The organism is Kitasatospora sp. NEAU-CNBT7, assembly GCF_057220535.1.
Window position 1 is genome coordinate 157,327 of the sequence record NZ_JBXQQB010000014.1, and the last position, 14,244, is coordinate 171,570.

Sequence of the window (14,244 nt, forward strand, 5' to 3'; positions counted from 1 at the left end):
GCGGGGCGCCCGCGGTGGGCGCTTGGCCGGATCCGTTCGGCCCCGGACCCCGGACGGCCCCGGCGGGCGGCGCCCGGCCGCGGACCGTCCGACGGGCCTCCGGGGCCCGCGGAACGGGCCCTCGGGGGGTGCCCGCCGGAGTCCGGGACGTGTACCGCCGAGGCGCTCCACGCCGCCTCCGGTCGCCCACCGACCGTCGGTCCAGCGGCCCGCGACCACCCCTGATCTATCGTCGGATCGGAACGGGTGGTGCGCGACTTGTGGAGGAGTGGCGCGCCACCCGTTCACGGGTTCCGTGTCCGGCGTTCATGCCTCGGCATCCGTTCATCCCCCCGGGGCCGAGACGGTCTCTTCCGGCCACTGAGCGCTTCGGAAGGCGACACCGGGCATGGGACAGCCGCGATTCCTCCTTGTCAGCAGACCCGTGCACCCGCACGGGGTGCGCACGGGTGACGCCGTGGTGTGGCGCCTGCTCGGTGCCAACAACCGGCACCTCGGGCAGAGCGAGGAGACCTTCCGGGACGCCGACGCGTGCCTGGCCTCGATCGAGCGGCTGCAGCAGCAGGTCGACCGGCTCCGGGCCACCATCGGCACCGTCGAGCACGGCCAGCTCTGGCGCTGGCGCCTGGAGTTCGAGAACGTCCCGGTGGCCAGCTCGACCCGGGCCTTCCGCCGCCAGCGCGAGTGCCAGTACAACCTCGGACTGTTCCTGGCCGGCGTGCTCAGCGCCGCGGCCGGCGGCCCGCAGCAGGCCAGGGCACTGGCGCTGCCGGCCCGGTCCGTCCCGCAGCCGCGCGGCGCCCTGCGGAGCCTGGTGTGAGCGCGCCCGCCGGCACCGCCGCCGAACCGGCCGGGGCGGCCGCCACCGCCCGCCCGCTGACCGTCAACCCGGGCCTGGCCGACCGGGTGTTCCTGCTCTGGGCGCGCGGCAGCGGAGCCCTGGTCCTGCTGGTGATGCTGGCCGTCGGCGGCTACCTCGCCGTCCGCGCGGTCCAGGCGCTGCGGGTGGCCGGCTGGTCCTTCCTCACCACCACCGACTGGAACCCGGACGCCGGCCACGGCCACTTCGGCATCGCCGCCGTGCTGATCGGCACCGTGCTGATCGGCGGGATCGCGGTGGTCCTGGCGATGCCGCTGGCGCTCGGCTGCGCGCTGTACATCAGCGAGTACGCGCCGCGCCGCGCCAAGCGGCTGCTGATCGGCCTGGTCGACCTGATGGCCGCGGTGCCCAGCGTGGTCTACGGCGTCTGGGGCTTCGTCCTGCTCCAGTACCAACTCGCCGGGGTGGCCCGCTGGCTGGCCACCTACGCCGGCTGGTTCCCGCTGTTCCGCACCCGCGGGATCGACCTCGACGACCCGCTCAACCCGCCGGTCATCTTCACCGCCTCCAGCCTGATGGCCGGCATCGTGGTCGCCTTCATGATCACGCCGATCATGTGCTCGATCATGCGCGAGGTCTTCGACCAGGCGCCGGCCGGCGAGCGCGAGGGCGCGTACGCGCTGGGCTCCACCCGCTGGGGCATGATCCGCTCGGTGGTGCTGCCGTTCGGCCGCGGCGGCATCATCGGCGGCACCATGCTCGGCCTCGGACGGGCGCTCGGCGAGACCATCTCGGTCTACCTGATCCTCTCCATGCAGTTCGAGATCCAGCCGCACATCCTGCAGACCGGCGGCAGCGCGGTCGCCCCGATGATCGCGCTCCGCTACGGGGACTCCTCGCCGTTCGCCATCTCCGCCCTGATGGCCGCCGGTCTCGCGCTCTTCCTGCTCACCCTGGTCGTCAACTTCGCCGCGGCCGCGGTGGTGGCGCGCAGCCGTTCGGGAGCCAGCTCATGACCACCACCGCGCCCACCGCCACCGCCGGGCCCGCCACCACCGTGGTGCCGGCGCCCGCCGCCGGGAGTGACCCGCCCCGGCGCCGCACCGGCGGCCGCCGCGGAGCCGACACCTGGGCACTGTGGTCCAGCCTGGCCGGTGCCCTCGCGGTCACCGCGCTGCTGTTCCGCTGGATCGCCCCGCTCAGCGGCGTGATCGGGTTCGTGGTCTGCGCCTGGCTCTGCTTCCTCGGCCTGTACGCGCTGGTCTCCCGCGACGAGGGCCGGATGGCGGTCCGCGACCGGCTGGCCGCGGTCGTCGTGCAGAGCATCGCGCTGCTGCTGCTCGGCGTGCTGGTGTGGACGGTGAGCTACGTCTTCTGGCACGGCCGGACCGCGCTGGCCCACCCCAACTTCTTCACCCAGGACCTCTCCGCCGCCGGGCCCGCCGACCCGCTGGACAAGGGCGGGGCGCTGCACGCCATCGTCGGCACCCTCACCCAGATCGCCATCGGACTGAGCATCACCATCCCGCTCGGCATCAGCTGCGCGGTCTTCCTCGGCGAGGTGCCGGGCCGGTTCAGCCGGCTGGTGCGGACCCTGGTCGAGGCGATGACCGCGCTGCCGTCCATCCTGGCCGGCCTGTTCGTCTACGCGGTGCTGGTGATCGGCCTCGGGCAGAGCAGGTCCGGCTTCGCCGCGAGCGTCGCGCTGTCGGTGATGATGCTGCCGATCCTGATCCGCGCCTCCGACGTGGTGCTCCGGCTGGTGCCGGCCTCGCTCAAGGAGGCCTCCTACGCGCTCGGGGCCAGCCGCTGGCGGACCGTCTGGACGGTCACCCTGCCGAGCGCCCGCTCGGGCCTGGCCACCGCGGTGATCCTGGCGGCCGCCCGCGGCATCGGCGAGACCTCACCGGTCCTGCTCTGCTCCGGCTACACCAAGCTGCTCAACTTCGACCCGTTCTCCAGCCCGCAGGCCTCGCTGCCGCTGATGGCCTTCACGCTGGTGAAGTTCCCCTCCGAACTGCACGTCGCCCGGGCCTTCGGCGCCGCGGCGGTGCTGCTCGCCCTGGTGCTGGCGCTGTTCCTGCTGGCCCGTGCGGTCGGCGGGCGCGGACCGGGCGAGCTGACCCGGCGCCAGCAGGAACGCCGGGCGCTGCGCTCCGCCGAGGACGTCCGCCGGATGCACCGGGCCGCCGCCCCCGGACAGCACCCGGCGCAGGCCGGGGCCCTGCCCCGGGCCGAGACCCGGCACCGGACCCGGCACCAGGGTCAGCACCAGAACCAGAACCAGAACCAGAGCCAGAACCAGAACCGAACCGCCCGGAAGGTCCCCGTGCTGCGCCGAGCGCTCTCCCGCACCCTCACCCTGCTCGCCGCGCTGGCGGTGTTCGGATCCGCGCTGGCCCTCGGTGCGCCCGGCGCCCGGGCCGACGACTACCGCCGGATCGGCGGCGCCGGCTCGACCTGGAGCTTCAACGCGGTCGACCAGTGGATCAGCAACGTCAAGCAGTACGGCATGACCATCGACTTCGACCCGGGCGGCTCCACCTTCGGCCGCAACCAGTTCAAGAACGGCAGCACCGACTTCGCCGTCACCGAGATCCCGTACAACCTCACCGACCAGGGCCAGGTCGACGCGCCCCCGCCCTGGCCGATCGCCTACCTGCCGATCGTGGCCGGCGGTACCTCGTTCATGTACAACCTGAAGATCGGCGGCACCCGGGTCACCAACCTGCGGCTGTCCGGCGAGACCGTGGTGAAGCTCTTCACCGGCCAGATCACCAAGTGGAACGACCCCGCCGTGCAGGCCGAGAACCCCAGCCTGCGGCTGCCGGAGACACCGGTGCGCCCGGTGGTCCGCTCCGACGGCTCCGGCACCACCGCCCAGCTCACCTCGTGGTTCGCCAAGAAGTACAAGTCGATCTGGGACGACTACTGCGTGAAGACGCCGCGCAAGGCGCCCTGCGCGATGACCTCCTGGTTCCCCCGGCTGGAGGGTTCCAACTGGCCCGCGCTCGGCAGCTCCGACGCGGTCGCCAAGACCGTCGCCAACGACCGCAACGACGGCACCATCACCTACGTCGAGTACTCCTACGCGCTCAACAGCCACTTCCCGGTGGTCAAGCTGCTCAACTCGGCGGGCTACTACGTGGAACCGGCGGGCAAGAACGTCTCGGTCGCGCTCAAGCACGTCCAGATCAACCCCGGCGACCTCACCCAGCAGCTCGACGGCGTGTACGACGCCCCCGAGCCGGCCGCCTACCCGCTGTCCAGCTACAGCTACATGGTGGTGCACACCACCGAGACCAAGGACAGCTTCACCAAGGACAAGGGCCGCACCCTCGGCGCGTTCGGCTACTACTTCCTGTGCGACGGCCAGCAGCAGGCCGACGGCGGCGGCTACTCCCCGCTCACCCAGGACCTGGTGAAGTCCGGCTTCGAGCAGCTCGCCAAGATCCCCGGCAGCGAGGGCCGCGCCTTCGACGCCGCCAAGTGCAACAACCCGACCTTCGGCAAGAACGGCGCCAACCCGTACGCCGACAGCGCCGACCAGCCCAAGGACTGCGACAAGAAGGGCTCCGCCGCCCAGTGCGCCACCGGCACCGGCGGCAACAAGACCGTCACCCCGGTCAGCAAGGGCGGTTCGGGCGGCGCCGGAGCCGACCCCGGCAAGGCCGGGACCGGGGCGGGTGCCGGAGCCGGTGCCGGCGCCCCGGCCGCCGCCTCCGGTGGCGGCTCCGGGGCCCCCAACGGCGCGGACACCGCAGCCGGCGACCAGAGCGGTGACGCCGCGGCAGGCGGTGACGGCGGCGGGAGCGGCGGCGGACAGCGCTACACCGCCGACGCGGTGGCGCTGTCCGGCGTCGCCGGAACCGGGCTGCGGCACACCCTGATGGTGCTGGCCGGCCTGCTGCTCGGCGCGGTGATCGTGCTCCCGCCGGTGATCGCCGGCCGCTCGGCCCGCCGCGCCGCCGCCGACGGCTCCGAGGGGGAGAGATGACCGCCGGATCCCGGACCGCGCTGCGGGCGCTGCGCACCGCGGCCGTCCTCACCCTGGTCCTCGCCACCGCGGCCGGTGCCGCGCTCTCCGTCGACCCGGGGCCGCCGCCCGCCGCGGTGGCGGCCGGCGCCGCGGCCACCCCGCAGATCCCGGTGGACCCGATGGGCGCGCCGGTCGGCATCGACCAGTCGCCCGCCGGGACCGCGGCCGCTCCGGCCGCCGCCGGAACCTCCCCGGCCGGCACCGCCCCCGCCGCCGGCACGCCGACGGCCCGGGCCGCCGCCTCCGCGGCGGCGCCCGCCGACGGCGCGACGGTGACCGGGACCGGCGAGTTCGCCGGACTCCAGGTGACGGTCAGCCAGACCACCCACCTGGTCAACCAGGTGGTCTCGGTCACCTGGCAGGGCGGCCGGCAGACCCAGCCCAGCCCGCTGGTCTTCGGCCAGAACTACCTGACCCTGATGCAGTGCTGGGGCGACGCCGACACCGGACCGGACCGCGAGCAGTGCCAGTACGGCGCCACCAAGGGCGACAGCCGCGGCGGCGACTTCGTCCCGAGCCGCCAGCTCAACCCCGGGCGCGTCCTGGTCGACCCCGCCGAACCGCTCAAGCCCGCCGGGCCCGGCCAGAACGTCTACGCGCCGTTCCGCCCGGTCACCGGGGATCCCGCCGAGACCGACGGCAGCAGCCAGTTCTACAACATCCAGTCCACCAACGAGGTGCCCTTCGCACCGACCCGCTCCGACGGCACCGGGCAGGTCTACTTCGAGGTCCAGACCGGCGCCGAGGCACCCGGCCTCGGCTGCGGCAACACCCCCAAGGACCAGCCCGGGCCGTTCACCGAGGGCCGCCGCTGCTGGCTGGTGATCGTCCCGCGCGGCTCCACCGAGGTGGACGGCAGCGCGCTGGCCGGCCCGTCCGCCCGGCTGCAGTCCTCACCGCTGTCGGCCACCAACTGGAGCCACCGGCTGGTGGTGCCGCTCAGGTTCGAGCCGGTCGGACTGTCCTGTCCGCTGGGCAGTGCCGAACTCCCCACCGTAGGAACCGAGTTCGCAGCCGAGATGATCTGGCGCTGGCAGCCGGCGGTCTGCCGGCAGGCCGGCCGGATCTTCAACTTCGGCCAGGCCACCGACGACCTGGCCCGGCTCCGGCTGACCCGCGGCAACCCGGGCCTGGTCTTCGTCGGCGCGCCGCTGGCCCCCGCCGACCAGGCCGACGGCCGCACCCCCGTGTACGCCCCGCTCGGCCTCTCCGGCCTGGTGCTGGCCTTCGACATCGAGAGCCAGTCCAACTCGCTGACCCCGCCCGACCTCGCCAAGCAGGACGGCCAGCGGATCCAGGAGATGAACCTCACCCCCCGGCTGATCGCCAAGCTGCTCACCCAGAGCTACCGCTACGCGGTCAACCCCGGCGATCCCAACGTCCCGCCGGGCAACCCCCGCGACCTGGTCACCGACCCGGAGTTCCTGCAGATCAACCCGCAGTTCGTGGGCCTCTCGTTCCCGATCGGGATCGCCGACCTGCTGGTGCCCTCCGCCGACGGCGACCTCACCCGGACGGTCTGGCAGTGGCTGCTCGCCGACCCGGACGCCAAGGCCTTCCTGGACGGTACGCCCGACCCGGTCTGGCACCACTCGATCAACACCGCGTACCTCGGCGACGGCCGGCCCGAACTGCCCCGCTCCGGCTACGCCAAGGCCGACGACTACTGCAAGAAGTTCGACAAGGAGGACGAGCGGCCCGACTGGTGCAACTTCGACGGCCACCCCTACGGCGGCAGCATGCGCGACGCCGCCCGGGCCGCCGCCCGCGGTGACACCCTCGCCCGCACCGAGTGGGACCCCTCCAGCATCCCGCCGTCGCTCAAGAAGGCCGTCCCGCAGCCCCAGGGGCTGCGCGGGGTGCTCGCCCTCACCACCACCGCCCAGGCCGCCCGCTACGGCCTGTCCACCGCCAAACTGCGCAACGCCGCAGGGGAGTTCACCGCCGCCACCGATGCCACCCTGCTCGCCGCGGCGGCCGCCGCCACCGACGGCGGCGCCCCGGGGGTGCAGGTGGTCGACCCGGCGGTGAAGACCCCGGGCGGATACCCGCTGACGGCCATCACCTACGCCGCCACCGTGCCGTCCGCACTCGTGGCCGGCGACGGCAAGGCCTACGCCGACCTGCTGCGCTACGCCGTCGGACCCGGCCAGCAGCCCGGCATCGCGATCGGCGAACTCCCGGCCGGATACGTCCAGTTGCCCGCGGCGATGCGGGCCAGGACGCTGGCCGTCGCGCAGCGCATCGAGGACAGCGCCGGCAAGTCCGAGACCGCAGCGGCCGCCGAGGAGCCGGGCGACGGGCCCGCACCCGCCGCACCGTCCCGCCGGCCCGCCACCGCCGACCACCCGGAGCCCGCCGCACCCGCACCCGAGACCCCCGCGCCCGCCCACACCGTCGTCACGCTCGCCCCGACGGTCGCCGCCGCCCCGGCGGGCCGCACCGCCCGCACCGACGTCGGATCGCTGCGCTACCTGCTGCTCGGCGTCCTGGTGGCGGGCCTGCTGGCCAGCGCCGGCGGGATCTTCGTGCCCAGGCTGCTGCGCCGACGCCGCCCCTGAACCACCCGCCTTCCCGCTCCCTTCGCCGCTCCACCACCGCCCGCCCGGCGCACCGCCGTGCGCCGGGACCGGAGGCGAACCCGAGCCACCCGGCCGACGGGCCCATCGGCCGTGCCCGGAAACACCCGCACCACCCTGTTCCACCTGCTCCAACCTGCTCCACCCGCGTTCGCACCACCCGCTCTCAGCAACGCTCCGACTCGCCAACTCTCTTAGGGGAACCGACCAGATGAAGCTCATCGACAAGCGCCAGCTCGCCAAGTGCGTCACCGTCGCGGCCGGCCTCGGCCTGCTGGTGGCCGGCACCGGCACCGCCCAGGCCGACCCGGGCGCCGTCCGCCCGCTGTCCGGCGTCGGCTCGGACACCACCCAGGGCGTGATGAACGCGCTCGCCAACGTCGTCACCGTGAACGGCCAGAAGGTCATCGGCTCGTACGACGCCGTCGGCTCCGCCACCATCACCACCAAGGCCGCCGCGGCCTGCCAGAACCTGGCCCGCCCGAACGGCTCCGGCGCGGGCCGCACCGCCCTGCTCAACGAGCTCAACAAGGGCAACGGCTGCCTGGACTTCTCCCGCTCCTCCAGCCTCAACCTGGCCGCCGCCACCCCGGGCCTGACCTACATCCCGTTCGCGGTGGACGGCGTCACCTACGCCGTCAGCGCCGGCAGCTCGGTGCCGCTCGACCTGAGCGTCGCCGACCTGCACGCCATCTACACCTGCGACCCCGGCTACGTCGGCACCGCCCCGAACTACTCGATCCGCCCGCTGCTGCCGCAGGCCGGCTCCGGCACCCGCAGCTTCTGGGAGTCCACCGTCGGCATCGCCGACGGCGACGTCCAGGCCGGCCGCTACCCCTGCATCGCCGACACCAAGGGCGGCAAGAAGATCGAGGAGCACGACGGCCGCGTGCTCGACACCACCTCGCTGGTGCCGTTCTCGATCGCCCAGTACATCGCGCAGAGCTCCGGCACCCTCGCCGACATCCGCGGCACCGCCCAGCTCGGCAACGTCAACGGCGTCCCCTCGGTGCTGCTCAACACCAGCGCCGCCGCCGTCCGCGACGTCTACAACGTCATCCCGACCAGCAAGGTCGGCGTCAGCCCGTGGAGCGACGCCTTCGTCGGCGCCGGCTCCGGCATCTGCCAGCAGTCCGCCGTGATCAAGCAGTACGGCTTCGGCGTCAACGCCAACTGCGGCGACACCTCCCGCACCACCGGCTGACCCGCACCCCGCCCGTCGCTCCACCCGCTCCACCCCGCACGACCCCGTACCACCCGCACCTGCTCCACCTGACAGCGCTCCACCTGACCCTGCATCACCGATCAGTGCCAGAAAGGCGATCATCACAGTGAGCACCTACCGCATCCCGCGGGCCGTCGCGCTCGGCGCGGCCACCGTCCTGGCCGCGGGCAGCATCACCCTGCTCGGCTCCGCCGCCGCGTACGCCGACACCGTGCCGGTCATCGGCACCCTGAGCGTCAACCCGGCCACCGGCGCCGACGACGAGCTGATGAACGTGGTCTCCTCCGGTTCCTGCAACGGCGGCACCAACCTCCAGCTGCTGGTCTTCGGCCAGGGCTTCCCCGCCGACGGCTACGGCGTCACCCCCAACGTGGCGCAGTCGGTCTACTCCCCGGACGCCCAGGGCCGCCTGTCGGTCCCGCTCAGCGACACCATGCGCAGCTTCGCGCAGAAGAACGGCTTCAGCACGCTGTCCGGCCAGTACGAGTTCCACCTGCGCTGCCGGGCCAAGATCGGCGCCACCTACTTCGGTGACTTCGTCGGCTCGGTCTGGTTCACCAGCCCCACCGCGTACACCTCCACCGACCCGAACGCCCCGGTCGCGCAGGCCACCACCACCACGCTCTCGGTCGCCCCGACCGGTTCGGCCACCGTCGGCAGTGACGTCACCCTGACCGCCGCGGTCTCCCCGGCCGCCGCCGGCACCGTGCAGTTCTTCGACGGCGCCACCGCCGTCGGCGCGCCGGCCACCGTCTCCTCGGGCCAGGCCACGGCCACCGTGAACACCCTTGCCGAGGGCGCGCACACCCTCAAGGCGGTCTTCACCTCGACCGACAGCCACTTCCTCGGCTCCACCTTCGCCAACGTCTCCTACACCATCAGCCCCAAGGGTGCGCAGGCCACCACCACGGGCCTGGTCGTCTCCCCGGCCGGCTCCGCCGCGAAGGGCGCCTCGGTCAAGCTGAGCGCGTCGGTGGCCCCGGCCGCCGCCGGCACCGTCGAGTTCAAGGACAACGGCACCGTGATCGGCTCCCAGCCGGTCGCCGCCGGCGCCGCCGAGTTCAGCACCACCGCGCTGGCCGAGGGCGACCACCAGCTGACCGCCGCCTTCACCCCGGCCGACGCGACCCAGTACGCCGCCTCGGCCTCCGCCGCCGTGCCGTTCACCGTCACCCCGCAGGTCACCCCGCCGAACCCGGGCGGCCCCACCCCGCCCGCCCCGGTCTCCGAGACCATCACCACCACGGTCGCCCCCGGTGCCCTGGTGATCAGCGTGGCCGGCGCCAACGTCACCCTGCCGCCGCTCACCCTGAACAACGACTCCACCCGCTTCGCCACCGCCGGCCCGATCCAGACCGTCACCGTCACCGACACCCGGGCCGGCGCGCCCGGCTGGTCGGTCAGCGGCCAGGTCGCCCAGTTCAGCTCGGGCACGGGCAGCATCAACGCGCAGAACCTCGGCTGGGCCCCGAACCTGGTCTCCAAGGGTGACGGCCTCAAGGTCACCCTGGGCGGTCAGGTCGCCCCGGCCAACGCCGTCGAGGTGAACGACGGCGGTGCGCTCGGCCTGAAGTCCTCCCGCACCCTCGCCACCGCCACCGGTCTCGGCACCGCCAAGGTCGGCGCCGACCTCACCCTGCTCGCCCCCACCTCCACGGCGGCCGGCACCTACCAGGGCGTGCTCACCCTGACCGCGATCTGAACCCCGACCGCGATCTGACGGCTCCCCTTCACCCGGGATCGGCCCCGACGCAACCCGGCGGTCGGACCACCCTGGCCTGATGGCGGTGCACCACCGGCACCAACGGTGCACCGCCGCACGGCCGGAGCGGTCCGACCGCCCCACCCACCCGCACCTGCTCCCTAGGATGACGACGCCGATGCGCCGATGGCTCCTGGCCCTAGTCCCCGCCCTGCTGCTCCTGCTGCCGGGCACGACCGCGTACGGTGCCCAGCAGCTGGCGCCCGCCGAAGGCCCGCAGGCGCAGACCTTCGGCATCCAGCCGTCCGGCGCCGACACCCCGGACGACCGCGGCGCCTTCTCCTACGCCGCCACCCCCGGCGCGGTGGTCAAGGACCACGTCGCGGTCTGGAACTACAGCGACCAGCCGCTCACCCTGCGGCTCTACCCGGCCGACGCGTTCAACACCGACGCCGGCGGCTACGACGTGCTGCCCGAGGGCAAGCCGTCCACCCAGGCCGGGACCTGGCTGAAGGCAGCGGCCGACGCACTGACGGTGCCCGCCCGCAGCCGTCAGATCGTCCCGTTCACCCTGGCCGTCCCCGCCGACGCCACCCCCGGCGACCACCCCGCGGGCATCGTGGCCGCGCTGCGGCAGGAGAGCAAGGACGCCCAGGGCAACGCCGTCACCGTCGACCAGCGGGTCGGCGCCCGGGTCAACATCCGGGTCTCCGGGGCGCTGCGGGCCGAACTCACCGTGGAGTCCGCCCGGGTGGTCCACCACCCCAGCCTCAACCCGCTCGACACCGGCCGCACCACCGTCAGCTACACCGTCCGCAACAGCGGCAACGTCCGGCTCGGCGGCAAGCAGGCCGTCCGGGTGACCAATCTGCTCGGCTCGGTCGCCACCGGCCAGGCCCCCGCCGACCTCCAGGAACTGCTGCCCGGCAACGCCGTCTCGTACCGGGTCGACGTCTCCGGCGCCTACCCGGCCTTCCTCGGCACCGCCGGCATCACCATCGACCCGCTGCCGATCGGCGGCGACCGCGACCCCGGCCTGACCAGCACCGTCCACAAGCAGCGCTACGCCGACATCCCGTGGGCCCTGCTGGCGGTACTGCTGCCGCTCGCGCTCGGCGGCACCTGGTGGTGGCGCGGCCGGCGCCGCCGCGCCCGGCTCGCCGCGGCCCGGCCGGCCGCCCGGCCCGCCGCCGCCCCCGTCGGGGCCGCCCTGCTGCTGCTCGCGCTGCTGACGGCCGGCCAGTTCGCCGGCGCCCCGCACGCCGCGGCGGCCGACACCGGCACCATCGCCTTCGACTACCCGGCGGGCCGCGACGACGACGCGATCGACCTGCTCACCTCCGGCCCCTGCCCGGACCCGGCCGCCGACTACCTGAGCATGCGGATCACCGGCGAGGGCTTCCCGCCCGAGGGCGCCCCGCTGGCGGGCACGGTCGCCGCCACCGCTTACCGCCAGGCCGCGGGCGGCGGGTACGTGCTGCCGCTCAGCAACACCCTGCGGGTGGTCGCCAACCGTAGCGGCGCCGGCGCCCTGCACGGCGCGTACACCATCACCGCGGTCTGCCGGGCCAAGGTCAACCCGGCGCCGCTGCGCGAGTTCAGCGGCGTCCTGACCTTCACCACCCCGACCACCTGGCAGACCGCCTCGGTCGCCCCCGAGGGCGTGATCCACGAGGCCCCGCTCGACCCCGCGAAGGCCGCGCCCGCCCCGGGTGCCGCGGGCGCCGCGGGTACGGGCACGCCGGGCCGCGGCGGCGAGCAGACCGCCGCCCAGCAGCGCGCGTCCGGCCTCGGCACCGGTTCCTGGGTCGCGATCGCCGGCGGCCTGCTGCTGATCGGCTGGGTGGCGGTGCCGCCGCTGCGCCGCCGGCTCACCCGCAGGGCCGTCCCGCAGGGCGCACCGGCCGGGGCCGCCAAGGCCGCCGAGCCCGCGCCCGCAGTACCCACCGGGGACGCCGGGGACGCCGAGCCCGTGCCCGCCGCGCAGGGGAGCGCCGAATGACCACCGCCGTCGCCCCGCCGCCCGGCCCGCCCGTTCCTCCGCCGAACCCGTACGCGCCGCCCGCCCCGGTGCCCCCTCCGATGCCTGCGCCGACCCGCCCGCCCCGGCCCCGGCTGCTGCCCGACCGGCCGCAACTGATCGGCGCCGCGCTGGCCATCGCCGCCGCGCTGCTGCTCGGCCTGCTGATGGACCTCGGACCGCTCGGCGGCCTGCGCCACCTGCGCGACCACGAGACCGGCTACGCCGACCTGCGCGCCACCCTGGCGGCCGGCACCACCCCGATCGGCCAGCTCGACAAGGACGGCCGCCCGGTCGTCCCCGGCACCCCGGTCGCGCTGCTGGAGATCCCGCAGCTGGGCCTGCGCGAGGTCGTCCGCGAGGGCACCGCCGGGGGAGTGCTGGAGTCCGGCCCCGGCCACCGCCGGGACACCCCGATGCCCGGCCAGGCCGGCACCAGTGTCGTGCTCGGCCGGCAGGCGGGCTTCGGCGGCCCGTTCGGCGTGCTGGGCAGCCTGCGGCCGGGCGAGACCTTCCGGGTCACCACCGGCCAGGGCGCCCGCGACTACCGGGTGGTCGCGGTCCGCCGGGCCGGCGACCCGCTCCCGGCGCCGGTCAAGGCCGGCTGGTCCCGGCTGCAGCTGGTCACCGGCGACGGCCCGCTCTACGCCCCGTCCGGGACGCTGCTGGTCGACGCCGACCTGCTGGACGACCCCGCCACCGAGGACGACGTCCGGCCGGCCAACCCGCGCCCGCTCACCACCGACGCGCTGCCCGCCGCCGAACGCGCCATGGGCACCGACGGCGGCGCCTGGATCCCGCTGGTGCTCTGGGGCGAGGCGCTGCTGCTGGCGGCCGTCGCCCTGGCGCTGGCCTGGGTCCGCCTGGGGCGGCTGCAGGCCTGGATCGTCGGCGTGCCGGTGCTGGCCGTGCTCGGCCTCTCGGTCGCCGACCAGGTCGCCCAGCTGCTCCCCAACCTGATCTGACCGACCGTCACAACCCTAGGAGTGCTGGATGACCAGCGTCGAGCCGGCCGTCGTGGACACGGCCGTCCTGCCCGCCCCCGTGAGCCCGGCCGGCACCCTGGACGCCCGTGCCGTCTCCGCCTGGTTCGGCCCGCGCAAGGTGCTGGAGCAGGTGTCGCTGACCATGCCCGCGGGCGCGGTCACCGCCCTGATCGGGCCCTCCGGCTGCGGCAAGTCGACCTTCCTGCGGATCCTCAACCGGATGCACGAGCTGATCCCCGGCGCGAGCCTGGCCGGCGAGGTCCTGCTGGACGGCGGTGACATCTACGCGCCCGAGCGCCGGCTGACCGCCGCCCGCCGCGACATCGGCATGGTGTTCCAGAAGCCCAACCCCTTCCCGGCGATGTCGATCTACGACAACGTGGTGGCCGGGCTCAAGCTCACCGGCATCCGGGCCACCCGTGCCGAGAAGGACCACCTGGTCGAGGAGTGCCTCACCAAGGCGGGCCTGTGGCGCGAGGTCGCCGACCGGCTGCGGCAGCCCGGCGGGGCGCTCTCCGGCGGCCAGCAGCAGCGGCTGTGCATCGCCCGTTCGCTGGCGGTCCGGCCCAAGGTGCTGCTGATGGACGAGCCCTGCTCGGCCCTCGACCCGACCTCCACCCGCCGGATCGAGCAGACCATCCGCGAACTGGTGCACGAGGTCACCATCGTGATCGTCACCCACAACATGCAGCAGGCCCAGCGGGTCTCCGACCACTGCGCCTTCTTCCTGGCCGAACAGGGCACCCCCGGCGCGATCGTCGAGCACGGCCCGACCGGGGCGATGTTCGCCACCCCGCTCGACCAGCGGACCTCCGACTACGTAAACGGAAGGTTCGGCTAGCACTTGTGTCCGGCCCGTGATCGGAAGCCACG

General features: G+C 74.3%; 9 protein-coding genes. All 9 read left to right on the forward strand.

All coding sequences use genetic code 11. From position 1 onward, the window contains the following. Positions 1-388: 388 nt before the first annotated feature. The 9 genes from AC2TEW_RS20045 (at position 389) to AC2TEW_RS20085 (ending at position 14,212) form a co-directional block, all read left to right on the forward strand. Positions 389-820, forward strand: a complete 432-nt coding sequence (locus AC2TEW_RS20045) for a hypothetical protein (protein ID WP_484624711.1) — start codon at positions 389-391, stop codon at positions 818-820. Further along, positions 817-1,836 carry a phosphate ABC transporter permease subunit PstC gene (gene pstC / locus AC2TEW_RS20050; RefSeq protein ID WP_484624712.1) on the forward strand — a complete coding sequence of 340 codons (1,020 nt, stop codon included), beginning with the start codon at positions 817-819 and terminating at the stop codon, positions 1,834-1,836. Before AC2TEW_RS20045 ends, pstC begins: the two co-directional genes overlap by 4 nt. Further along, the gene (gene pstA / locus AC2TEW_RS20055; protein WP_484624713.1) at positions 1,833-4,817 is read left to right on the forward strand and encodes a phosphate ABC transporter permease PstA; all 2,985 of its coding nucleotides are present in this window, start codon (positions 1,833-1,835) and stop codon (positions 4,815-4,817) included. The genes pstC and pstA overlap by 4 nt, the downstream gene beginning before the upstream one ends. Beyond that, complete coding sequence (locus AC2TEW_RS20060; protein WP_484624714.1) at positions 4,814-7,420, forward strand: hypothetical protein; 2,607 nt, start codon at positions 4,814-4,816, stop codon at positions 7,418-7,420. The genes pstA and AC2TEW_RS20060 overlap by 4 nt, the downstream gene beginning before the upstream one ends. Before the next feature lie 229 nt (positions 7,421-7,649). Continuing rightward, on the forward strand, positions 7,650-8,642 hold the full coding sequence (locus tag AC2TEW_RS20065) for a hypothetical protein (protein WP_484624715.1): 993 nt from the start codon (positions 7,650-7,652) through the stop codon (positions 8,640-8,642). 127 nt (positions 8,643-8,769) lie between these two features. Continuing rightward, the gene (locus tag AC2TEW_RS20070) at positions 8,770-10,365 is read left to right on the forward strand and encodes an Ig-like domain repeat protein (protein ID WP_484624716.1); all 1,596 of its coding nucleotides are present in this window, start codon (positions 8,770-8,772) and stop codon (positions 10,363-10,365) included. A 178-nt stretch (positions 10,366-10,543) separates the two neighbouring features. After that, positions 10,544-12,367: a hypothetical protein gene (locus AC2TEW_RS20075; protein ID WP_484624717.1), complete on the forward strand. Its 1,824-nt coding sequence runs from the start codon at positions 10,544-10,546 to the stop codon at positions 12,365-12,367. Beyond that, complete coding sequence (locus AC2TEW_RS20080) at positions 12,364-13,350, forward strand: sortase (RefSeq protein ID WP_484624718.1); 987 nt, start codon at positions 12,364-12,366, stop codon at positions 13,348-13,350. The genes AC2TEW_RS20075 and AC2TEW_RS20080 overlap by 4 nt, the downstream gene beginning before the upstream one ends. 28 nt (positions 13,351-13,378) lie before the next feature. Beyond that, entirely contained in the window at positions 13,379-14,212 is an 834-nt protein-coding gene (locus tag AC2TEW_RS20085; RefSeq protein ID WP_484624719.1) for a phosphate ABC transporter ATP-binding protein, read from the forward strand. The last annotated feature ends 32 nt before the right edge of the window (positions 14,213-14,244 follow it).